This window comes from Streptomyces sp. NPDC107538 (assembly GCF_055657445.1).
In genome coordinates this window covers 69,734-89,801 of the sequence record NZ_JBVKAY010000019.1, presented here as the reverse complement: position 1 = coordinate 89,801, position 20,068 = coordinate 69,734, and the positions used below count along the sequence as shown (strand labels likewise).

At 73.6% G+C, this 20,068-nt stretch carries 19 protein-coding genes and 2 pseudogenes; 14 read left to right on the top strand and 7 right to left on the bottom strand.

Annotated elements, in window-relative coordinates:
- The first annotated feature begins 80 nt into the window (after window positions 1-80).
- The 3 genes from ACZ7MG_RS39290 (at window position 81) to ACZ7MG_RS39280 (ending at window position 2,139) form a co-directional block, all read left to right on the top strand.
- Entirely contained in the window at window positions 81-860 is a 780-nt protein-coding gene (locus ACZ7MG_RS39290; protein ID WP_471395507.1) for an acyltransferase, read from the top strand.
- Window positions 861-943: 83 nt separating this feature from the next.
- Window positions 944-1,519, top strand: a complete 576-nt coding sequence (locus ACZ7MG_RS39285; RefSeq protein WP_471395506.1) for a helix-turn-helix domain-containing protein — start codon at window positions 944-946, stop codon at window positions 1,517-1,519.
- Between the two features lie 56 nt (window positions 1,520-1,575).
- Window positions 1,576-2,139: a YbaK/EbsC family protein gene (locus ACZ7MG_RS39280; RefSeq protein WP_471395505.1), complete on the top strand. Its 564-nt coding sequence runs from the start codon at window positions 1,576-1,578 to the stop codon at window positions 2,137-2,139.
- 176 nt (window positions 2,140-2,315) lie between these two features.
- Here ACZ7MG_RS39280 and ACZ7MG_RS39275 read toward each other — a convergent pair whose 3' ends face one another.
- The gene (locus ACZ7MG_RS39275) at window positions 2,316-2,876 is read right to left on the bottom strand and encodes an NAD(P)H-dependent oxidoreductase (protein ID WP_471395504.1); all 561 of its coding nucleotides are present in this window, start codon (window positions 2,874-2,876) and stop codon (window positions 2,316-2,318) included.
- Window positions 2,877-3,022: 146 nt separating this feature from the next.
- Here ACZ7MG_RS39275 and ACZ7MG_RS39270 point away from each other — a divergent pair, with 146 nt between their 5' ends.
- The 4 genes from ACZ7MG_RS39270 (at window position 3,023) to ACZ7MG_RS39255 (ending at window position 7,401) form a co-directional block, all read left to right on the top strand.
- Window positions 3,023-3,679 carry a TetR/AcrR family transcriptional regulator gene (locus ACZ7MG_RS39270; protein WP_471395503.1) on the top strand — a complete coding sequence of 219 codons (657 nt, stop codon included), beginning with the start codon at window positions 3,023-3,025 and terminating at the stop codon, window positions 3,677-3,679.
- A 143-nt stretch (window positions 3,680-3,822) separates the two neighbouring features.
- Window positions 3,823-4,725 carry an AAA family ATPase gene (locus ACZ7MG_RS39265; RefSeq protein WP_471395502.1) on the top strand — a complete coding sequence of 301 codons (903 nt, stop codon included), beginning with the start codon at window positions 3,823-3,825 and terminating at the stop codon, window positions 4,723-4,725.
- Entirely contained in the window at window positions 4,722-6,257 is a 1,536-nt protein-coding gene (locus ACZ7MG_RS39260) for a VWA domain-containing protein (RefSeq protein ID WP_471395501.1), read from the top strand. The genes ACZ7MG_RS39265 and ACZ7MG_RS39260 overlap by 4 nt, the downstream gene beginning before the upstream one ends.
- 115 nt (window positions 6,258-6,372) lie before the next feature.
- Window positions 6,373-7,401 carry a universal stress protein gene (locus tag ACZ7MG_RS39255; protein ID WP_471395500.1) on the top strand — a complete coding sequence of 343 codons (1,029 nt, stop codon included), beginning with the start codon at window positions 6,373-6,375 and terminating at the stop codon, window positions 7,399-7,401.
- A gap of 188 nt (window positions 7,402-7,589) precedes the next feature.
- On the opposite strand, the gene ACZ7MG_RS39250 is transcribed toward ACZ7MG_RS39255, so the two are convergent.
- On the bottom strand, window positions 7,590-8,006 hold the full coding sequence (locus ACZ7MG_RS39250; protein WP_471395499.1) for a CoA-binding protein: 417 nt from the start codon (window positions 8,004-8,006) through the stop codon (window positions 7,590-7,592).
- Window positions 8,007-8,159: 153 nt separating this feature from the next.
- On the opposite strand from ACZ7MG_RS39250, the gene ACZ7MG_RS39245 reads away from it, so the two are divergent.
- Genes ACZ7MG_RS39245 through ACZ7MG_RS39235 form a run of 3 tightly spaced genes read left to right on the top strand, consistent with a single transcriptional unit; the run spans window position 8,160 to window position 10,127 of the window.
- Entirely contained in the window at window positions 8,160-8,915 is a 756-nt protein-coding gene (locus tag ACZ7MG_RS39245; RefSeq protein ID WP_471395498.1) for a hypothetical protein, read from the top strand.
- Entirely contained in the window at window positions 8,912-9,460 is a 549-nt protein-coding gene (locus tag ACZ7MG_RS39240; protein WP_471395497.1) for a SixA phosphatase family protein, read from the top strand. The genes ACZ7MG_RS39245 and ACZ7MG_RS39240 overlap by 4 nt, the downstream gene beginning before the upstream one ends.
- 40 nt (window positions 9,461-9,500) lie before the next feature.
- The gene (locus ACZ7MG_RS39235; protein WP_471395496.1) at window positions 9,501-10,127 is read left to right on the top strand and encodes a YigZ family protein; all 627 of its coding nucleotides are present in this window, start codon (window positions 9,501-9,503) and stop codon (window positions 10,125-10,127) included.
- Window positions 10,128-10,206: 79 nt separating this feature from the next.
- Here ACZ7MG_RS39235 and ACZ7MG_RS39230 read toward each other — a convergent pair.
- Together ACZ7MG_RS39230 and ACZ7MG_RS39225 are read right to left on the bottom strand one after the other, a co-directional pair.
- Window positions 10,207-10,799 (bottom strand): annotated as a pseudogene (locus tag ACZ7MG_RS39230) (PucR family transcriptional regulator); the annotation flags it as partial.
- Between the two features lie 249 nt (window positions 10,800-11,048).
- Window positions 11,049-11,303 (bottom strand): annotated as a pseudogene (locus tag ACZ7MG_RS39225) (IS256 family transposase); the annotation flags it as partial.
- Window positions 11,304-11,626: 323 nt separating this feature from the next.
- Here ACZ7MG_RS39225 and ACZ7MG_RS39220 point away from each other — a divergent pair.
- Both ACZ7MG_RS39220 and ACZ7MG_RS39215 read left to right on the top strand, forming a co-directional pair.
- Window positions 11,627-12,790 carry an exonuclease SbcCD subunit D gene (locus ACZ7MG_RS39220; protein ID WP_471395495.1) on the top strand — a complete coding sequence of 388 codons (1,164 nt, stop codon included), beginning with the start codon at window positions 11,627-11,629 and terminating at the stop codon, window positions 12,788-12,790.
- 46 nt (window positions 12,791-12,836) lie between these two features.
- Window positions 12,837-15,833 (top strand): AAA family ATPase, encoded by a 2,997-nt coding sequence (locus ACZ7MG_RS39215; RefSeq protein ID WP_471395494.1) that lies wholly within the window; start codon window positions 12,837-12,839, stop codon window positions 15,831-15,833.
- Window positions 15,834-15,872: 39 nt separating this feature from the next.
- Here ACZ7MG_RS39215 and ACZ7MG_RS39210 read toward each other — a convergent pair whose 3' ends face one another.
- Window positions 15,873-16,328, bottom strand: coding sequence for an Lrp/AsnC family transcriptional regulator (locus ACZ7MG_RS39210; protein ID WP_471395493.1), 456 nt, complete (start codon window positions 16,326-16,328; stop codon window positions 15,873-15,875).
- Between the two features lie 131 nt (window positions 16,329-16,459).
- Between ACZ7MG_RS39210 and ACZ7MG_RS39205 the strand changes: the two genes are divergently transcribed.
- Complete coding sequence (locus ACZ7MG_RS39205) at window positions 16,460-16,945, top strand: rhodanese-like domain-containing protein (protein ID WP_471395492.1); 486 nt, start codon at window positions 16,460-16,462, stop codon at window positions 16,943-16,945.
- A gap of 78 nt (window positions 16,946-17,023) precedes the next feature.
- Complete coding sequence (locus tag ACZ7MG_RS39200; RefSeq protein ID WP_471395491.1) at window positions 17,024-17,551, top strand: immunity 21 family protein; 528 nt, start codon at window positions 17,024-17,026, stop codon at window positions 17,549-17,551.
- A gap of 147 nt (window positions 17,552-17,698) precedes the next feature.
- Here the strand turns inward: ACZ7MG_RS39200 and ACZ7MG_RS39195 are convergent, their stop codons facing one another.
- On the bottom strand, window positions 17,699-19,390 hold the full coding sequence (locus ACZ7MG_RS39195) for a DUF885 domain-containing protein (protein ID WP_471395490.1): 1,692 nt from the start codon (window positions 19,388-19,390) through the stop codon (window positions 17,699-17,701).
- A 154-nt stretch (window positions 19,391-19,544) separates the two neighbouring features.
- Window positions 19,545-20,039 carry an Lrp/AsnC family transcriptional regulator gene (locus ACZ7MG_RS39190; protein ID WP_471395489.1) on the bottom strand — a complete coding sequence of 165 codons (495 nt, stop codon included), beginning with the start codon at window positions 20,037-20,039 and terminating at the stop codon, window positions 19,545-19,547.
- Between the last annotated feature and the right edge of the window lie 29 nt (window positions 20,040-20,068).

Below are 20,068 nucleotides of genomic sequence, written 5' to 3'. Positions count from 1 at the left end.
CTGGGTGAAGATCAGTCCACCCGCACCGTAAGCCATGTGACGGGCCCCGTGTGGGGTGAAGATCACAGCTCCTCGGCGTCATGGGTGTGCCGCCCGGTGAGTACGGTGAGCGGGTGCCGAAGAGCAAGAACACGTTCTCGTCCTGGCGGGGCCGCCTCGTGCAGCGCGCCGTCCACGCGGGCTGGGCGTGGCTGCAGCGCACGGGGTCCGTGACCGCCGAGCGGCCCGGCCGCCTCCGCTTCGGCGCGATGGGAACGGGTACCAGACTGGCCTTCCCGCTCGGCACGGTCTTCGGCGAGCCGTGGATCCATCTCGGCTCGCACTGCATCATCGGCGAGCAGGTCACCCTGACCGCCGGGCTGATGCCCGATCTGGACCTCGGCGCGGAACCGATCCTGCGCATCGGTGACGGGGTCGTCCTCGGCCGCGGCAGCCATGTCATCGCCGACACCACCGTGACCATCGGCAGCGACTGCTACTTCGGGCCCTACGTGTATGTGACGTCCACGAACCACTCCTACGACGACCCGCACGAGCCGATCGGCAAGCAGTGGCCCCGGATGGACCCCGTGTCGATCGGCCCCGGCTGCTGGATCGGCACGGGTGCGGTGATCCTGCCGGGGGCGCGCGTCGGACGGAACGTGGTGGTCGCGGCGGGGGCGGTCGTGCGCGGGGTGGTACCGGACCACTCGGTGGTCGCGGGCGCGCCCGCGCGGGTCGTGCGCCGGTGGGATCCGGTCGACGGGTGGCAGCCGCCGATCCGGACGCCCGCGCCCGTGCCGATCCCCGACGGGGTCACACCGGAACAGCTGCTGGCGCTGGCCGAGTGGGACGCGGAGGGCGCGGGGGAGACCGCCTGAGCGACGGGGTGCCGCCCAGTACAGTTGTCCTTCACCGTTGGTTCATCGCACTGAACTCTGTCATTGAGAATATTGGACGGAATGTGTCGGATCTCGACCTGCTGACCCAGTCCCTGGCGCGGAACGTCAAGCGCTGGCGCACCGAGCGGGGGTTCACCCTGGACACGCTCGCGGCCCGCGCCGGAGTCAGCCGGGGCATGCTCATCCAGATCGAGCAGGCCCGCACCAACCCCAGTCTCGGCACCGTCGTCAAGATCGGTGACGCGCTCGGCGTCAGCATCACCACGCTGCTCGACTACGAGCAGGGGCCCCGGGTCCGGATCGTCCCGGCCGAGCAGGTGGTCCGGCTGTGGCACACCGAGGCGGGCAGCTACAGCAAGCTGCTGGCGGGTACGGAGGCGCCCGGCCCGCTGGAGATGTGGAGCTGGCTGCTGATGCCGGGCGAGGGCAGCGGCTCGGACCCGCACCCCGTGGGCACGGTCGAGATCGTGCATGTCACGGCGGGCGAGCTGGCCCTCACCGTCGAGGGCACGGAGTACCGCGTCCCGGCCGGTTCGAGTGTCACCTTCGAGGCCAACGCGGCCCATGAGTACGCGAATCGGGGGGACGTGCCGACGGAGCTGGTGCTGACGGTGTCGGTGCCTCCCGTGCAGCACTGAGACGCGGCACCGGGACACCGAACCGGCCGCCACCGGGCCTTTGTTACCGTGCGGCCATGCGCGCACCCATCGGAGACTTCGACCACGCCACCCCTGCCCCCGACCGCCTCGACGACCTCGTCGGCCCGGTCGCCGACGCCGTACGCGGCTGGCCGGGCAGTGTGCCCGCCGACCAGATCCTGTACGTCGAGACGGACCCGCAGTGGGCCGACACCGCGGTCTTCGTCCAGCACTACGGGCAGGAGCTGCTCGAACAGTCCGCGAACTGCGTGGTGGTCGCGGGCAAGCGGGGCGGCGAGTCGACGCTGGCCGCGTGTGTCGTGCTCTCCACCACCCGCGTCGACGTCAATGGCGTCGTCCGCCGCCAACTCGGCGCCCGCAAGGCCTCGTTCGCGTCGATGGACACCGCCGTCGGGGAGACCGGGATGGAGTACGGCGGCATCACCCCCGTCGGGCTGCCCGCGGCCTGGCCGGTCCTGGTGGACTCGGCCGTCGTCGATCTGCCGTACGTCCTGGTCGGCAGCGGACGGCGGCGCGGCAAGCTGCTGGTGCCGGGGAAGGCGTTCGCGGAGCTGCCGAACGCGGTGGTGCTGGAGGGGCTGGGGGTGGCCACCGCCTGAGCGGCGGTCCCGGAGAGGCGGCCCAGGGTTCTCTGCCGCTGCCCCGCTGCCCCGCTGCCCCGCTGCCCCGCTGCTCCCCCTGCCCCCGTCCGCTGCCGTCCCGCTCGTGCCGGAACGGCGACGCCGGGCCCCGGGCGTGTGGCCTGGGACCTGGCGGCGTACGGCTGAGCGCCGGATCAGGCGGCGGCGGTGCCCGCCTGGGCGCTGAGCTGGTTCAGGACCTCGGTGAGGCCGGTGACGACCTCGGCGTCGTCGGCCGGGTGGGTCTCGGCGAAGCGGACGACGGAGCCCGGAATGGAGAGCTTGGCGTCCTCCAGGACCGTGGCGCCGGCGATGCCGACGGCCTTGCGGGTCTCGTCCTGCGCCCACACGCCGCCGAACTGGCCGAACGCGGTGCCGACCACGGCGACCGGCTTGCCGGTGAAGGAGCCGGCGCCGTACGGGCGGGACAGCCAGTCGATGGCGTTCTTCAGGACGGCCGGGATGGTGCCGTTGTACTCGGGGGAGAAGAGCAGGAAGCCGTCGGCCTGGTTGGCGGCCTCGCGCAGCCGTGCGGCGGTGGCCGGGAGGGCGGCCTCGTTGTCGATGTCCTCGTTGTAGAACGGGACCTCGGCCAGACCCTCGTACAGCTCGATCTCGACGCCCTCGGGGGCGTGCTTCACGGCCGCCTCGGCGAGCTGACGGTTGTGCGAACCGGCGCGAAGGCTGCCGACGAGCGCGAGGATGCGAACGGACATGAGCTGACTCCTAGCAAGGATGTGCATGGGGAAGCTGATCGGGCCCGGGCCCAGGGGGCAAGTGAAGCGGACCGGGGTCCGTTGAAATTTGTAGCACCTATCCGGACCGGGGTCCACTTGTGTGTGGTGAGCGTTACGCTCTTTTCATGAAAGAGTCGCTGCCGCCCTTCCCGGCGCCTCAGGACCCCGACCCCCTCGACGGACTGCTCGACCTCGCCCCGACCGCCTCCGACCAGCCACGACTGCGCGCGGACGCGGCCCGCAACCGCACCCGGCTCCTTGAGGTCGCCGCCCGGCTCGCGGCGGAGTGCGGGGCCGCCAACCTGACCATGGAGGCCGTGGCGACCGCCGCCGAAGTGGGCAAGGGCACAGTCTTCCGGCGGTTCGGGGACCGGTTCGGGCTGATGGTCGCGCTCCTCGACCACCAGGAGCGCGAGCTCCAGGCCGCGTTCCTGACCGGCCCGCCGCCCCTCGGCCCCGACGCGCCGCCCGTCGAGCGGCTGCGGGCCTTCGGCGCCGCCGTCATCCGCCACGAGTACGCCCACCGCGACCTCTACCTCGCCGCCCGCGCGGACGTCTCCCGCCGCCACGCCAACCCCGCCTCCCAGCTGCGCCTGGGGCATCTGTGCATGCTGCTGCGCCGCGCCGGGGCGACGGGCGACGCGGAACTGCTGGCGCAGACGCTGCTGGGCTATCTGGACATCCACCTCGTCGACCATCTGGTCGAGCGGCGCGGGATGTCCCTCGACCGGCTGGAGCGGGGGTGGGGGGACCTGGTGGAGCGGCTGGTCGTGGCGGCCTGAGATCCGGGCCCGTAGCCCGCCGACAGGAGTCCGCAGGCAGGAGTCCGCAGGCACGAGTCCGCAGACAGGGAAAGCGACCGCTTGGTAACTTGGGGTCGGGTGGCGGGGAGTGGCCTCGCCCGCCGCGTGAGGGGGAGGGTCACATGACCGACGAGAACGGCGGGAACGAGCGCCCGGACACCACCGGCACCGGCTTCTTCGCCTCCGTGGACGAAGTCGCCGCACGGCTCGCCGAGGTGGGATACCTGGCCTCGACAGCCGTCGCCACCACCGTCTTCCTGGCCGACCGGCTCGGCAAGCCGCTGCTGGTGGAGGGCCCGGCGGGCGTCGGCAAGACCGAGCTGGCCAAGGCCGTCGCCCGGGTCGGCGCCGCCCGTCTGGTCCGGCTCCAGTGCTACGAGGGCATCGACGAGTCCCGCGCGCTGTACGAGTGGAACCACGCCAAGCAGCTGCTGCGCATCACCGCCGGACGCGACGAGGCCTGGGACGACGCCCGCACCGACATCTTCAGCGACGAGTTCCTGCTCACCCGCCCCCTGCTGACTGCCATCCGGGGCGACGAGCCGACCGTGCTCCTCATCGACGAGACCGACAAGGCGGACGTCGAGGTCGAGGGGCTGCTGCTGGAGGTGCTCAGCGACTTCCAGGTCACCGTCCCGGAGCTGGGCACGATCACCGCCACCCGGCGCCCCTTCACCGTCCTCACCTCGAACGCCACCCGGGAACTCTCCGAGGCGCTCCGCCGCCGCTGTCTCTTCCTCCATCTCGACTTCCCCGACGCCGAGTTGGAGCGCCGGATCGTACGGCTGCGGGTCCCGGGCCTGGACGCCACCCTCGCCGACTCCCTCGTCCGCGTCGTGGGCGCGCTGCGCGAGATGGAACTGCGCAAGGCCCCCTCCGTCGCCGAGACCATCGACTGGGCCCGCACCCTGCTGGCCCTCGGCGCCGACACCCTCGACGAGACCGTCGTACGGGACAGCCTCGGCGTGATCCTCAAACACCAGGACGACATCGAGAAGGCCGCGCGGAAGCTGACGCTGGTATGAACGCGGGGGCCGGGGCCGGGGCCGGGGCTGGCGCTGGGGCCTCGGGGTCGCCGCTGGCCGATCGGCTGACCGGGTTCGTACGGGCCTTGCGGGGCCATGGGATCCGGATCGGGCCCGGTGAGACCGTGGACGCGGCGGCCGTGCTGGAGGTGCTGGGGCTCGCCGACCGGGAGCGGATCCGGGAGGGGCTGGCGGCGGCGCTGTTGCGCGCCGACCGGCAGCGTGCCGTGTTCGACTCGGCCTTCGAGCTCTACTTCCCGCTCGGTGTGGGCGAGTTGACGGGGGCGCGGCGGGCCTCGGCCGGGGACCGGGACGAGCTGCGGGACCGGCTCGCCGAGGCACTGGCCGCGAACGACGCGGTCGCGCTCGGCCGGCTCGCGGCGGAGGCCGTGGAACTGCTCGGCCGTTACGGTTCCCCGGGGGCGGACGGCTGGTCGGCCCATCAGACGCTGGACCGGCTGCGGCCGCAGACGTTGTTGGCGCGGATTCTGGCGGGGGCGCAGGGGGGTGCCGGTGCGGGGGCTGGGGCTGGGGCCGGTGGTGGGTTCCGGATGGGATTCGGCGGCGGTTTGGCGTTCGGCGCGGGCGCGGGTGCGGACGTCGGTGTGGGGGCTGAGGCCTCGGGAGCTGGCTCCGGTCTTGGTTCGGGTGGGTTCACCGAGCGGCTGGACGCCGATGAAGTCCGGCGCCGTATCGAGGAGTTCAGGCACCGGGTGGGTGCGGAGGCGCGGCGGCGGGTCGCCGAGCGCCGGGGAGCGGAGACGATCGCCGCACGGGGTGTCGCGCCCAGTGCCGATCAGGTCGACTTCCTGGTCGCGAGCCGTGAGCAGCTCGTCGAACTCCGCCGTACCGTCCAGCCGTTGGCCCGTAAGCTCGCGACCCGGCTGGCCGCCCGGCGGCGCCGGGCCGCGCGCGGGCAGATCGACATCCGGCGCACGCTCCGGCGCTCGCTGTCCACGGGAGGCGTACCCCTGCGCCCCGCCTACCGGCGGCACCGGCCCGCCCGGCCGGAGATCGTGCTGCTCTGCGATGTGTCCGGCTCGGTCGCCGGGTTCGCCAACTTCACGATGCTCCTGGTGCAGGCGATGCGGGACCAGTTCAGCAAGGTGCGGGTGTACGCGTTCGTCAACCGCGTCGACGAGGTCACCGGCCTGGTCACCCACGGCGCGGCCGACCCCGCCGAACTCGCCCGCCGGATCACCGGCGAGGCCGCCGTCTCCGGCTGGCACGGCAGCAGTGACTACGGGGCCGCGCTCGGGGAGTTCGCCGAGCGGTACCTCGACGCCGTGGGCCCGCGTACGTCGGTCATCGTCCTCGGGGACGCCCGCACCAACGGGTTCGATCCCCGGGCTGCGGCCCTGCGGCGGATCGCGGCGCATGCCCGCCGCGTCCACTGGTTGAACCCCGAGTCGCCGGAGCAGTGGGGGACGGGCGACTCCGCCGCCCATGTCTACGCCGAGATCGTCGACATGCACGCCTGCCGGAACGCGCGGCGGCTGGGGGAGCTGGTGACGCGGTTGCTGCCGGTGTGACGCGTGGGCCTCCTGCGGCTGGCGGGCCCCTCACCGACCCTTCGGTACGTGCCCCTGCGGATCGGCTGCGCTGCGGCGATCCTGGAAGCAGACCTCGACCTCAGGAGGTGCGCCCATGTTCCGCACCGTCACCGCCGGTATCGACGGTTCGCCCGAGAGTCTGGCCGCCGCCGAGTGGGCGGCCCGGGAGGCCTCGCTCCGCGCGCTGCCGCTGCGGTTGGTCAACGTCTGGGAGCCGGTTCCCGAGCCGATGGGGAGGGAACCGGTGCTGGGGCCGGGCACGGGCCCGCCCGCCGGCCCGGAGGTGGGAACGGTGGGGGTGGGGCGGAACGCGTGGCGGGACCCGGGGGTCGGCAAGGTGCTGCGCGAGACGGCCGACGGGATCCGGCTGCGGCACGCCGGCGTCGATGTGAGCGTCGAGCAGTTGGCGGGCCGGGCGAGTGACGAACTGGTGCGGGCCGCCCACAGCGGGGAACTCCTGGTCCTCGGCTCCCGCGGGCTGAGCGGCATCGCCGGGTTCTTGCTGGGCTCCGTGGGACTGCACGTGGTCGCGCACACGGAGCGGCCGGTGGTGCTCGTACGGGCCGGGGAGCGGGCCGCGGACGAGCACGTGCCGGGGCCCGTCGGGGGGATGGGTGCGCCCGGGGAGCCGGGTTCGCCTGGGGATCCGCGTTCGCCTGGGGTGGCCGGCGAGCCCGGGGACGGGGCGCCGTCCCGGCCCGTCGTGCTCGGGCTGGACACCGTGCAGCCGGACCACACGTTGATCCGGTTCGCGTTCGAGGCGGCTGCGGTGCGGGGGACGGCGTTGCGGATCCTGCACGACTGGCGTCCGCCGCCGCACTCCGGCCTTCGCGAGCGGCCCGAGTTGGAGGCCGATCTCGACGCGGATGTGGGGCAGGTGGAGGCCGAAACGCTGACCGAGGTGCTGGTGCCGTGGCGGCGGGAGTTTCCGGGCGTGGAGGTGGTGGAGGAGTCGCGGCGGGGGAAGGCGGCGGAGCATCTGCTGGCGGCGTCGCGGGACGCGTGTCTGGTGGTCGTCGGGCGGCGGGTGCGGCAGTCGCCGGTGGGGGCGCATATCGGGCCGGTGGTGCATGCGGTGCTTCACCATGCGGGGGTGCCGGTGGCTGTGGTCGCGCATGAGTGAGGGGGGAGTGGGGGGCCGGGTTTTTTCTCGCCCCCGCCGCCCCTACCCGTCCCATCCCCAGGGGCTGCGCCCCTTCGACCCCGCCAGGGTGCGTGGACGGGTGCGTTTTCGGGTGCGGGTTCGATGGGGTTCTCGCGCAGTTCCCCGCGCCCCTGAAAGATTAAAAGCGCGGAGTCAGGCCCCTGCTTCTAGGCGCTGGACGGCAGGCGCGGGATCTCTATCGCCGGGCAGCGGTCCATGATCATGTCGAGGCCGGCTTCGCGGGTGCGGTGGTAGGCGTCTTCGTCGATCACGTTGAGTTGGAACCAGACGGCCTTGGCGCCGATGCGGGTGGCCTCGTCGGCGACGGGGCCCGCGAGGTCGCTGTTGACGAAGACGTCGACGACGTCCACGGGGAAGGGGATGGCGGAGAGGGAGGCGTAGCCCTGCTCGCCGTGGACCGTCTCGGCCTTGGGGTGCACCGGGACGACGCGCTTGCCGAAGCGCTGGAGGACCTGAGCGACGCCGTACGCCGCGCGGTCCCGGTTGTTGGACAGGCCGACGACAGCCCAGGTGTCGCCGAGTTCCGTCAGCACCCTGCGGATCGTGGCGGGGTCGCCGTACATGCCATCTCCTCTGTCGTTCGGCCGCTGGAGCGCCCGGTCGTGCGGCGCGCTGCCTGCGCCAACAGCGGGCGGGGCCCGGCGATTCCCCGGCGCGGTGTCCGGAATGCCGTCCTCCGCGCTGCGTCGGGGCGTTCCCGCGCCTACGCTCACCCCGTGCTGCGTATCACCGACGCCCGGACCGGCGAGCCCGCCGAGATCCGCAGGGCGCTCACCCGGGTCCATGCCGACGTGCGGGGGGACGACACCTCCGCCCTGCGCGTCCTGCTGGTCGCCGACGTCCTCGCCCGCGCCCTGGAACTGGGCGGGAGCCCCGCCGTCCTCGTCGCCGACCCGCCCACCGCACTACGACAACGCGCCGACGACCTCGGCATCCGGCCGAGCGAGGCCACGACGGCGGGCGGCGGACAGCGGGTGCTGCGCGTGTTCGGCTCCGGGGAGCCCGGAACCGGCTCGGAGACCGGCATCAGCCTCGCCGTCGCCCCGGTGATCGGCCCCGAGAAACCCGTTCCATCGGACTTCCGCCCATCAGACTTCCTGCCATCGGACTCCGTTCCATCAGGCTCCGGTCCCTCGGGCGCCGCCCTGCGCCTGGCTCTCCTCTCGCACCCCCACCGGACGCCCGTCTCCCTCGACGCGACCGCGCTCGCGGAGGCCGCCGACATGGTCGACCACTGGCGCAAGGCGGTCGCGGGGTGGGCGACGCGGCCGTCGAAGCCGATCCCCGAGCGTGTGCGTCAGGCCCTGCGTGCCGCGTGGGAGGACGATCTCGACGTACGCGCGGTGCTCGGCGTCCTGAGGGACGTGGAGGGGGCGCGGGACGTGGCGGACGGCGCGCGGTTCGAGACGTACGCCTACGCGGACCGGCTCCTCGGCCTGGAGCTCACCCGTGAGATCGGAGGATCGGCATGATCGCGCGCGCCGACGCGGGCCCCCTGCGCAGACTCGTCGTCCTGCGGCACGCCAAGTCCGCGTGGCCCGTGGGCGTCCCCGACCACGAACGACCCCTGGCGCCGCGCGGCCTGCGTGACGCCCCCGCCGCCGGCCGGGCCCTCGCCGAGGCGGACTGTCTGCCCGATCTCGCCGTCTGCTCCACCGCCGTACGGGCGCGGCAGACCTGGGAGCTGGCCGCCGCGCAGTGGGGGACACCGCCGCCCGTACGGTTCGACGGGCGGGTGTACGCCGCCGAGGTGCCGGAGTTGCTCGACGTGGTGCGCGGGGCTCCCGACCAGGTGCGCACGCTGCTGCTCGTCGGCCACAACCCGGGGCTGGAGGAGCTGGTCCTCGACCTGGCCGGTGACGCGCTCGGCGACACCCTGGACGACGTACGGACCAAGTTCCCCACGTCGGCGATCGCCTTCCTCTCCTGGCACGGCGAGACCTGGGCCGCGCTCGCCCCGGGCACGGCACTGCTGACGGACCTGATCGTGGCCAGGGGGAGGAAGCCGAAGCAGTAGCCCGCGCGGGCGTGCGCCGGAGTGCGCATAGGCTGGCCGGATGCAGGACGAGTACCGCACCGTCGCCCGCGCCGGCGTGCACGAGACCGAGGTGAACCGCTCCCGGTTCCTGTGCGCGCTCGCCCCGGCGGCCACCGAACAGGAGGCCCAGGACTTCATCGCGGCCGTCCGCAAGGAGCACGCCGACGCCACGCACAACTGCTTCGCGTACGTCATCGGCGCCGACGCGGCCGTCCAGAGGGCGAGCGACGACGGCGAACCCGGCGGCACCGCCGGCGTCCCCATGCTGCAGATGCTGCTCCGCCGGGACATGCGGTACGTCGTCGCCGTCGTCACCCGGTACTACGGCGGGGTCAAACTGGGCGCGGGCGGCCTCATCAGGGCGTACGGCGGTGCCGTGGGCGAGGCGCTGGACACGCTCGGCACGCTCACCCGCCGGCGCTTCCGGCTGGCCACGGTGACCGTCGACCACCAACGTGCCGGCAAGGTACAGAACGACCTGCGGTCCACCGGGCGCGAGGTCCGTGACGTCCGCTACGACGAGGCCGTCACCATCGAGATCGCCCTCCCCGACGCCGACGTCCCCACCTTCCGCACCTGGCTGGCCGACACCACGGCCGGCACGGCCGCCCTCGAACTCGGCGGCGAGGCATACGGCGACGCGTGACCGTAGTCCCACCGGTGGTGCTGCATCACCGGCTGTGGCGGCACCCTGCGCCCCGTCCTCCACACGCGGCACGGCCCGCTCACCGGACCCGGAGGACGTCGAACGCCGTGAGTGCCACGTGCAGTTCGGTGTGTTGTTCGCCGGACTCAAGGTCGCAGTCGAGGATGCGTTCGATGGTGCGCAGGCGTTGGTAGACGGTCTCGCGGGACAGTCCGCCGGAGCGGGCCGCCACCGTCTTGTTGCCCGCGGCGTCCAGGTAGTGGCGCAGTGTGGTGACCAAGTCCGTGCCGTGGCGGGCGTCATGGTCGGCCAGCCGACCGAGCCGGCGTTCGGCGTAGTCCTGGATCCGGGTGTCCTCGCGGAGCGCGAAGAGCAGGCGGCGCAGGCCGATTTCGGATCGTTCGTGGTAGGAGCGTCCGGGCGGGAGCGGCTGGCCGGGCTCGGTGGCTTCGGCGACGCGGCTCGCCTCGCGGAAGGAGCGGGCGACGGCGGAGAGGTCGGTGCCCTCGCCGCCCGCGCTCACCGTGGTCCCGGACACCAGGGCGAGGGCTGTGCTGCCGAGGTGTCCGACGACGGGGCGCCACGGCTGGCCGGGACGCAGGGACAGGAGAATGCCGAGGCGGTCGGTCCGAGGAGGCCGACCAGGGCCGGTGTTCCCTTCTTCCTGCGTTCTGGAGGCCCGCGGCTCCCGGGCCCCCGCCCTCGCTGTCGGCGCCGATCGCCACCACGTCGCCCCATGGCGGGCGCCCCACCTCGGCGCCCCACCGCTGCGTGACCTCCGCCTCCGCGAGGGCCGGCTCATGCTGCCGCCTCACGCTCGACGCGGACGCCGTTCTCGAACCTCGCGCCCGCGCGGACCAGGCCGACGAGGTGGGCTTTGGCGACCGCGCGCCAGCGGGCCTGGGCGGATCCCCTGAAACCGCGCTGCTGGACGGCGGCGTGGTCGTCCTGCCGTTGCTTCGTCAGCTGCTCCAGCGCGGGTACGGAGTCCGCCCAAGACCATCCGTGCGGGGAGAGCGGCGGCAGCACGTCGCTGCCCCTGGGCGACTCGCGCCACCACGGTCCCGCGGCGGTGGTCACGGTGCCGGTCCGGCGGTGGCCGTCGCGGACCACCAGCCGACGCCCGGCCCCGCCCCTCTCGGCCGTCAACTCGGCTGTGTACTGGTCGACTTCGGCCCCATCGGCATGCACCACGCTGAGCACAGGCGTACCTTCCCGACCCGCGCCGCGATCACGGGCCCCCTCGGTGGCTGGTCGATCACTCACCCGGGAAGCTACGCCCTTCACGTCCTCCCGGGGAGCCGATCCACAAGTCCTCGTCCAGATCACGGCTGACAGCCACGGCCATCTGACGCCGTATGCCGGCGGCAGCCTGAGGCCCGTGCGGGACCAGGTGCTGAGAGGCGCTAGCGTGGACGGTGCCGACAGTGAGAGACGTGCTGGTCCGGTGCTGGGTCCAGGAGGGGAGTAGGGGGAAACATGCAGGTCGGAGCGGTGTCTTGAGAATTCTGCACACGTCCGACTGGCATCTCGGCCGGGCGTTCCACCGGGTGAACATGCTCGGCGCGCAGGCCGGGTTCATCGCGCATCTGGTCACGACCGTGCGGGAGCGCGACGTGGACGTGGTGGTCGTGGCGGGGGACGTGTACGACCGGGCGGTGCCCGCGCTGGCGGCGGTCGAGCTGTTCGACGACGCCCTGCACCGGCTGGCCGAGCTGGGTGTGCCCACGGTGATGATCTCCGGGAACCACGACTCGGCGCGGCGGCTCGGCGTCGGAGCGGGGCTCATCGGCCGGGCGGGTATCCACCTGCGGACGGCGGCCTCGGCGGTCGGGACACCGGTCGTGCTGCCGGACGCCGACGGCGAGGTCGCCTTCTACGGGCTGCCGTATCTCGAACCCGCCCTGGTGAAGGACGAGTTCGGGGTCGAGAAGCCGGGCCACGAAGCCGTGCTCGGCGCCGCCATGGACCGGGTCCGGGCGGATCTGGCCACGCGCCCGGAGGGCACCCGTTCCGTCGTCCTGGCCCACGCCTTCGTCACCGGCGGCGCGCCCAGCGACAGCGAGCGGGACATCTCCGTCGGCGGTGTCTCCTCCGTGCCGGCCGGGGTCTTCGACGGCGTCGACTACGTGGCGCTGGGCCACCTCCACGGCAGCCAGACCCTCACCGACCGCGTCCGCTACTCCGGTTCCCCGCTGCCGTACTCCTTCTCCGAGACCGACCACCGCAAGAGCATGTGGCTGGTGGACCTCGGCGCCGACGGTTCGGTGGACGCCGAGCGGATCGACTGCCCCGTCCCGCGCCCGCTCGCCCGGATCCGGGGGCGCCTGGACGAGCTGCTCGCCGACCCGGAACTGGCCCGGCACGAGGAGGCCTGGGTCGAGGCCACCCTCACCGACCCGGTCCGGCCCGCCGAGCCCATGGCCCGGCTGTGCGAACGCTTCCCGCACACCCTCAGCCTCGCCTTCGACCCCGAGCGCGCCCCCGGCGACCCGGATCTCTCCTACGCCCGCCGCCTCGCCGGCCGCGACGACCAGGAGATCGCCGAGGACTTCGTGGCCCACGTCCGCGGCACGGGCCCCGACGCCCACGAACGTCGTGTGCTCAGGGACGCGTTCGACGACGTACGGGCCGACGACACGCTGCGGGAGGCCGCCCGATGAACCCCGTCCACCGGTCGCCCCGGCCCGCCGCCGCGGGAGGGGGCCGATGAGGCTCCACCGGCTCGACATCACCGCCTTCGGCCCCTTCGGCGACGCCCAGTCCGTCGACTTCGACGACCTCTCGGCCGCCGGGCTCTTCCTGCTGCACGGCCCGACCGGCGCGGGCAAGACCTCGGTCCTGGACGCCGTCTGCTACGCGCTCTACGGCTCGGTGCCGGGCGCCCGGCAGAACGGCGGCGGCCAGGGCATGACCCTGCGCAGCGACCATGCGGCGCCCTCGACGCGTACCGAGGTGCGGCTCGAACTCACCGTCGCCGGACGCCGGTTGGAGGTCACCCGCCAGCCGCCCTGGGAGCGGCCCAAGAAGCGCGGCGAGGGCACCACCCTGGACAAGGCGCAGAGCTGGCTGCGCGAGTACGACGCGGTCGCCGCCTCCTGGAAGGATCTCAGCCGGTCCCACCAGGAGATCGGTGAGGAGATCACCCAGCTTCTCGGGATGAGCCGGGAGCAGTTCTGCCAGGTCGTGCTGTTGCCGCAGGGCGACTTCGCGCGGTTCCTGCGGGCCGACGCCGAGGCGCGCGGGAAGCTGCTCGGCCGGCTCTTCGACACCCACCACTTCGCCGCCGTCGAGAAGCGGCTCGCCGACCGGCGCCGGGCGACCGAGGCACGGGTCCGCGACGGCGACGCGGAACTGCTCGCCGACGCCCACCGGATGCAGCAGGCCGCCGGCGACGGCTCGGAGCCGCCCGAACTGGCGCCGGGCGATCCGGGACTCGCCGACGCCGTCCTCGCCTGGGCCGCCGTCGCCCGCAGCACCGCGCGGGAACGGCTCACCATTGCCCACTGCGCGCGGGCCGCCGCCGAGTCGGCGCGCGCCGCCGCCGACCGCGCCCTGGACGACGTACGCGAAGTGGCGCGGCTGCAACGGCGGTTCGCGGAGGCGCGGGAGCGGGCCGCGCGGCTGGCGGAGCGGGCCGACGCCCACCGGGAGGACCGGGCGCGGATGGAGCGGGCCCGCAAGGCGGAGGCCGTGGTGCCCGCGCTGGAGCTGCGCGACGAGGCCGAGCGCGAACACCGGTGGGCGAGTGCGGAGGAAGAGCAGGCGCGTACGCGGCTGTCGGGGGCGCACGCCGACGCGGGTGCCGCCGGGCTCGCCACCGCCGCCCGGAAGGCGGCGGAGGAGCTGGGCGGTCTGGAGTCGGCCCGTCGCGCGGAGCGGCGGCTCGCCGTGCTCCTCACCGAGCGGGCGGAGCTGGACGACGAGGAGCGCGCCGACGAGGACGTCCTCCAGGACGCCGGGGGCTGGCTGGCCGCGTGGGAGACGACCCGGGCGGAACTGCGGAGCCGGATCGAGTCCGCGCAGGAGGCCGCCACCCGCGCCGAACAGCTCGCCGAGCGGCGGGAACCCGCCGAGAAGCGGCTCGGGGCCGCCCGGCAGCGGGACCAGCTCGGCCGGGACACCGACGAGGCGCAGGCGCGGGTGCTGCGGCTGGCCGAGTCGGCGGTCGAGGCCCGCGCGCACTGGCTGGACCTCAAGGAACAGCGGCTGTCGGGCATCGCGGCGGAACTCGCCGCCGAACTCGTCGAGGGCCGGCCCTGCGCCGTCTGCGGTGGCACCGAACACCCCGAGCCGGCCCGGAAGATCGCCGGACACGTGGACCGGGAGGCGGAGGAACGGGCGCTCGCCGCGTTCCAGCGGGCCGACGAGGAGCGCGCCGACGCGGAGCGGCGGCTCGGGCTCGTCCAGCGGGCCCTGGCCGCCGCGAGTGCCGAGGCCGGTGACACCCCGACCGAGCAACTCGCCGACCTGGCAGCTGAGTTGGAAGGCTCCTATGCGCAGGCGCGACGCGATGCCTCCGGGCTGCACTCCGCGCGGGAGACACTGCTGCACGCCGAACGGGAGCGCGACCGGCGGATCACCGCCCAGCAGGAGGCCGCGGTGCGGGCTGCGTCCCGCAACACCCGGCGCGACGCGCTGGAGCGGGAACGGGCAGCCCTGGAAGGCGAGTTGACCCAGGCCCGGGGCGAGGCCGCGAGCGTGGCCGCGCGGGCCGCCGAGCTGGAGCGGCTCGCCGCGCTCCTCACCGGGGCCGCCGAGGCCGTACGGGCCGCCGACGACACCGCGCAGCGGCTCAAGGACGCCGACGCGCGCCTCGCCGACGCCGCCTTCCGCGCCGGGTTCGACACCCCGGCGGCCGCTGCCGCCGCCGTCCTCGACGACGCCGCCCACCGGGACCTGCAACACCGCCTGGACGCACGGCAGTCGGAGGAGGCCGCCGTGCGGGCCGTCCTCGCCGAGACGGAGACGGCCGCCGCGGCAGAGCTGCCGCCCGCCGACCTCGCGACCGCCGAGCGGGCCGCCACGGCCGCCGCCCGACGGCTCCAGGGCACCGTCTCCGCGTGGGACGCCGCCGAGCGCCGCCGCGCCGAACTGGACCGGCTGTCCGCGCGGGCCACCACCTCCGTACGCCGGCTCGCGCCCCTGCGGGAGGAGTACGACCGCGTCGCCCGGATGGCGGGGCTCGCGGCCGGCACCTCCGCCGACAACGAGCGCCGGATGCGGCTGGAGGCGTACGTCCTCGCCGCCCGGCTGGAACAGGTCGCCGCCGCCGCGACCGTACGGCTCCAGCGCATGTCCTCCGGCCGCTACACCCTCGTCCATTCCGACGACCGGGCCGGGCGGGGCCGCAGCGGACTCGGGCTGCATGTCGTCGACGCCTGGACCGGGCGGGAGCGGGACACGGCCACGCTCTCCGGCGGCGAGACGTTCTTCGCCTCCCTCGCGCTCGCCCTCGGTCTCGCCGACGTCGTCACGGACGAGGCCGGTGGCGTACGCCTCGACACGCTCTTCATCGACGAGGGGTTCGGCAGTCTCGACGACCAGACCCTCGACGAGGTCCTCGACGTCCTCGACGCGCTGCGCGAACGCGACCGCAGCGTCGGCATCGTCAGCCATGTCGCCGATCTGCGGCGGCGCGTCCACGCCCAGCTGGAGGTCGTGAAGGAGCGGACGGGGTCGGTCGTACGACAGCGCGGCCGATGAGGCCGGTGACGCCCGTGAGGCCCGTGAGGCCGGTGACCGTCAGTGGCCCAGCGGCCGCCGGGGGAGTGGTGAGGAGTAGACGACGCTCGTCGTCACCGAGCCCAGGGCGCCGATCTTGCCCGACACCTCCTCCAGGTGACGCATCGAACGGGCGGCGACCTTGATCACGAAGCAGTCGTCGCCCGTGACGTGATGCGCCTCCAGGATCTCGGGCGTGACGGCCACCAGGTCGTGAAACGGCTTGTAGTTCCCGTTCGGGTAGCGCAGACGCACGAACGCCAGGATCGGCAGTCCCAGCCGCTCCGGGTCCACGACGGCCGCGTACCCCTGGATGACGCCCGCCTCCTCCAGCCGCCGCACCCGCTCGGTCACGGCGCTCGGCGACATCGACACGGCACGGGCGAGTTCGGCGAAACTGGCCCGGCCCTCGCGCTGGAGGACCTCCAGGATGCGCCAGTCGGTGCCATCGGCCTCGTACGGGGGATTCGCGGTCATTCCCGATGGATAGCAGGGGAATCCCCGGCCGATCAACCCTCGGGCCGTGGAACGCCCCTTCTGAAAGGGGATCACCGGCCCTAGATTTCTGGTCAGGGAAGCAAGGGCTTCCACGAGGGAAAGGCCGGCTCATGAGCGTCTCCACCACGTCCGCCGTCAACTCCGTCCTGCGGGTCGCGCCCGCCGCTCCGGCCGAGGCCGCCGCGTACTTCCGGGCCAGTCTCGTCTTCCACACCGACGTGTCCGACGTGGCCGCCGCCCTCGCCGCCGACGGCGACCCCGGCTTCGTCGTCCTCGACTCCCGCTCCACCCCGTCCTGGGAGCAGGGCCACGTCCCGGGCGCCGTCCATCTCCCCACCGCGCTGATCCCCGAGCTGGCCGAGAGGCTGCTCGACAAGTCCGTGCCGGTCGTCACCTACTGCTGGAGCCCCGCCTGCAACGGTGGCACCCGGGCCGCGCTCGCCCTCGCCGAACTCGGCTTCCAGGTCAAGGAGATGCTCGGCGGATTCGAGTACTGGGCACGCGAGGGCCTCGCCTACGAGACCTGGGAGGGCACGGCCCAACACACGGCCGACCCACTGACCACCCCGGTGGACACCGAGAACTGCGGTTGCTGACCACAGTTGCTGACAAACTGTCAAGAAGGCTGCGGGGGCGGCGAGTTCGGCCGGGCGGGCGCCGTGTAACTTCTGGGCATGGCTGGATACGCGGATGCGGTGGCGGTGCCCGATGTGGTGCGGTGGGTGGAGTCGAGCGGCGGACCGCTCATAGCGCTGCCGGAGGCGGTACTGCCGTTCTGGGCGGGCGCCGACGGCGACGAGACGTCGTCCGACTACGACCGCGCCTGCGACGTCGACGGACACATCGGCCTGCTGCCCGTGGGCGACACCCGCGCCCTGGTCCTCGGCCATGAACCCGCCTCCACCGCGTACCTCCCCGAGCACGGCACCTTCGTCCGCAGGTACGCGGCCGACACCGAGGCCGACCTCCTCGCGGACGTCCCGGCGGCCCTCGACGCGGCTGCCTGGGAGCCGGAGGTGGAGTGGCGGGTGCCGGGCCCGGTCGTCCTGTTCGACGCCGCCTGGCCCGGAAGCGCCTTCCGGGACACGGACCATGTACGGGTGGAGCTGCGCCCCGGCCGCTACGGGGTGCGCGCCGCCCACGTCGCGACGGGGCCGGAGACCTGGCTCGGCCTCGTCCGGGTGAGAGCACTCACGGACTGAACAGGGCTGCCACCCCGGCCACTTGAGCAGGTGCGGCGGCCGGGCCCGACCGGCGACGGGGCCGGGCCCGGCCGTCGACAGGGGCGGGCCCGGCCATCGGCGGGATGGTGGGCCCGGCCGGCCGGGATCACGGCTGGGACAGCCGGATCACAGCTGGGACAGCTCGTCCACCAGGTCGTCCAGGCCCAGGGAGCCCTGGGAGAGCGCGGCCATGTGCCAGGCCTTGGCGTCGAAGGCGGCGCCGTGGCGCCGCTTCGCGTTCTCCCGGCCCAGCAGCCAGGCGCGTTCGCCGAGCTTGTAGCCGATGGCCTGGCCCGGCATCGTCAGATAGCGGGTCAGCTCGCTCTCCACGAAGTCCGCCGGGCGGCTGCTGTGGGCGCCGAAGAACTCCTGCGCCAGATCAACAGTCCAGCGCTCGCCCGGGTGGAAGGGGGAGTCCGCCGGGATCTCCAGTTCCAGGTGCATGCCGATGTCGACGATCACCCGGGCCGCGCGCATCATCTGCGCGTCCAGGTAACCGAGCCGCTCCTCCGCGTCCTTGAGGAAGCCCAGCTCGTCCATGAGCCGCTCCGCGTACAGGGCCCAGCCCTCGGCGTTTGCGCTCACCCCGCCGATCGTCGCCTGGTAGCGCGACAGGTCGTCCTTGACGTACACCCACTGCGCGAGCTGGAGATGGTGGCCGGGGACGCCCTCGTGGTACCAGGTGGAGACCAGGTCGTAGACGGGGAAGCGGGTCGCGCCCATCGTCGGCAGCCAGGTGCGGCCGGGGCGGGAGAAGTCCTCGGTCGGGGCCGAGTAGTACGGGGCCGCCGCGCCGCCGGGCGGGGCGATGCACGACTCGACCTTGCGGACCGGCTCGGCCAGGTCGAAGTGGGTGCCGTCCAGCGCCTCGATCGCCTCGTCCATCAGCGACTGCAGCCACTCACGGACCTCGTCGACGCCCTCGATGTGCCGGCCGTGCTCGTCCAGGTGCGCCAGCGCCACCCACGGAGTCTCGGCGCCGGGCAGGATCTTCGCGGCCTCCTTCTTCATCTCGCCGAGCAGCCGGTGGAACTCCGCCCAGCCGTATGCGTACGCCTCGTCGAGGTCCAGGTCCGACCCGGTGAAGTAGCGGACCAGCCTGCCGTAGCGCTCCCGGCCGACCGTGTCCGGGGCGTCCTCGACCGCCGGGGCGTACACGTCGCGCATCCAGTCGCGCAGCTCCACCACGGCCCGGGTCGCGCCGCGCGCGGCCTCGTCCAGTTCGGCGCGCAGCGACTCGGGGCCGGCGGCGGCGAAGTCCTCGAACCAGCCGCGGCCCGAACCGTCCGTGTCCGCCCACTCGGTGAGCTGGCCGATGAAGGTCGCCGTCGGACGCGGGCCCGCGTAGAGCTTGCGCTCCAGGCCCAGCGCGAGGGACTCGCGGTACCCGGCGTACGCCGTCGGCACCGCGCGCAGCCGCTCCGCGATCGCCCGCCAGTCGTCCTCGGTCTCGGCGGGCGTGATGGTGAAGACCTCGCGCACCTCGTGCGGCGGCGTGACCATGTTGCCGACCGCGCGCAGACCCTCGTCCGCCTCGTGCACGCCCAGTTCCGCCGTCAGCCGCTCCCGCAGCAGGCGCGCGCACCGGCGCTCGGCGTCACTGTCCGCGCCCGGCCGGCGCTCCGCCTCGTCGAGCCGCGCGAGCGTAGCCCGGATCAGCTCCGCCCGGGCCTCCTGGCCCGCCGGCGAGGTGTCCGGCAGCCTGCCGGAACTCTCCTTCACACCCAGATAGGTGCCGGTCACGGGGTCGAGGGCGATGAGATCGTCGACATACGCGTCGGCGACCTCGCGGGGCAGGAAGCTCTTGGTGTCAGCCATGCCGACAATCTTGGTACGGCGACGGGGACGACGTCAGCTCCTTGACGGGCGCTTGGGCCTTACGTCGGCCGGATTCCGCTCATGGCGTGATCCGGGCCGGACCCGGGCCCGAAACGGGCCGGAGCGAACGGGCCGAGCGAACGGGCCGGAGCGCTCACGGCGACGCGGCCCCCTCGGTGTCCGGCGGCAGCAGCGGCCCGCACTCCCACTGCTGGAAGATCAGCCGGGTCTCCACCCGCGCCACCTCGCGCCGGGAGGTGAACCCGTCCAGGACCAGCCGCTGCAGATCCGCCATGTCCGCGACCGCGACATGCACGAGATAGTCGTCCGGCCCGGTGAGGTGGTACACGGTCCGCGACTCCGGCAGCGCCCGGATCCGCTCCACGAACGGCCCCACCAGCTCCCGCCGATGCGGCCTGACCTGCACCGACAGCAAGGCCTCCAGACCACGCCCCAGCTTGGCCGGATCCAGCCGCAGCTGATGACCGAGGATCACACCGGCCCGGCGCAGCCGGGTCACCCGGTCCAGACAGGTCGACGGCGCGACCCCGACCTGCGCGGCAAGGTCCCGGTACGTCGTCCGGGCGTCGTTCTGCAACAGCCGCAGCAGATGGAGATCTACCGGATCGAGTACGACAGATTCGGCCATTGTCCGAACGTAACACGGCGCTCGCCCCC

What these genes read in the sequence shown, in the direction of transcription:
- ACZ7MG_RS39280 (WP_471395505.1), top strand. Translation starts at nt 1,576, where the DNA reads ATGCGCGCACCCATCGGAGACTTCGACCACGCCACCCCTGCCCCCGAC.
- ACZ7MG_RS39240 (WP_471395497.1), top strand. Translation starts at nt 8,912, where the DNA reads ATGATCGCGCGCGCCGACGCGGGCCCCCTGCGCAGACTCGTCGTCCTG.
- ACZ7MG_RS39200 (WP_471395491.1), top strand. Translation starts at nt 17,024, where the DNA reads ATGGCTGGATACGCGGATGCGGTGGCGGTGCCCGATGTGGTGCGGTGG.
- ACZ7MG_RS39255 (WP_471395500.1), top strand. Translation starts at nt 6,373, where the DNA reads ATGTTCCGCACCGTCACCGCCGGTATCGACGGTTCGCCCGAGAGTCTG.
- ACZ7MG_RS39210 (WP_471395493.1), bottom strand. Translation starts at nt 16,328, where the DNA reads ATGACCGCGAATCCCCCGTACGAGGCCGATGGCACCGACTGGCGCATC.
- ACZ7MG_RS39260 (WP_471395501.1), top strand. Translation starts at nt 4,722, where the DNA reads ATGAACGCGGGGGCCGGGGCCGGGGCCGGGGCTGGCGCTGGGGCCTCG.
- ACZ7MG_RS39195 (WP_471395490.1), bottom strand. Translation starts at nt 19,390, where the DNA reads ATGGCTGACACCAAGAGCTTCCTGCCCCGCGAGGTCGCCGACGCGTAT.
- ACZ7MG_RS39275 (WP_471395504.1), bottom strand. Translation starts at nt 2,876, where the DNA reads ATGTCCGTTCGCATCCTCGCGCTCGTCGGCAGCCTTCGCGCCGGTTCG.
- ACZ7MG_RS39265 (WP_471395502.1), top strand. Translation starts at nt 3,823, where the DNA reads ATGACCGACGAGAACGGCGGGAACGAGCGCCCGGACACCACCGGCACC.
- ACZ7MG_RS39215 (WP_471395494.1), top strand. Translation starts at nt 12,837, where the DNA reads ATGAGGCTCCACCGGCTCGACATCACCGCCTTCGGCCCCTTCGGCGAC.
- ACZ7MG_RS39290 (WP_471395507.1), top strand. Translation starts at nt 81, where the DNA reads ATGGGTGTGCCGCCCGGTGAGTACGGTGAGCGGGTGCCGAAGAGCAAG.
- ACZ7MG_RS39190 (WP_471395489.1), bottom strand. Translation starts at nt 20,039, where the DNA reads ATGGCCGAATCTGTCGTACTCGATCCGGTAGATCTCCATCTGCTGCGG.
- ACZ7MG_RS39250 (WP_471395499.1), bottom strand. Translation starts at nt 8,006, where the DNA reads ATGTACGGCGACCCCGCCACGATCCGCAGGGTGCTGACGGAACTCGGC.
- ACZ7MG_RS39235 (WP_471395496.1), top strand. Translation starts at nt 9,501, where the DNA reads ATGCAGGACGAGTACCGCACCGTCGCCCGCGCCGGCGTGCACGAGACC.
- ACZ7MG_RS39270 (WP_471395503.1), top strand. Translation starts at nt 3,023, where the DNA reads ATGAAAGAGTCGCTGCCGCCCTTCCCGGCGCCTCAGGACCCCGACCCC.
- ACZ7MG_RS39205 (WP_471395492.1), top strand. Translation starts at nt 16,460, where the DNA reads ATGAGCGTCTCCACCACGTCCGCCGTCAACTCCGTCCTGCGGGTCGCG.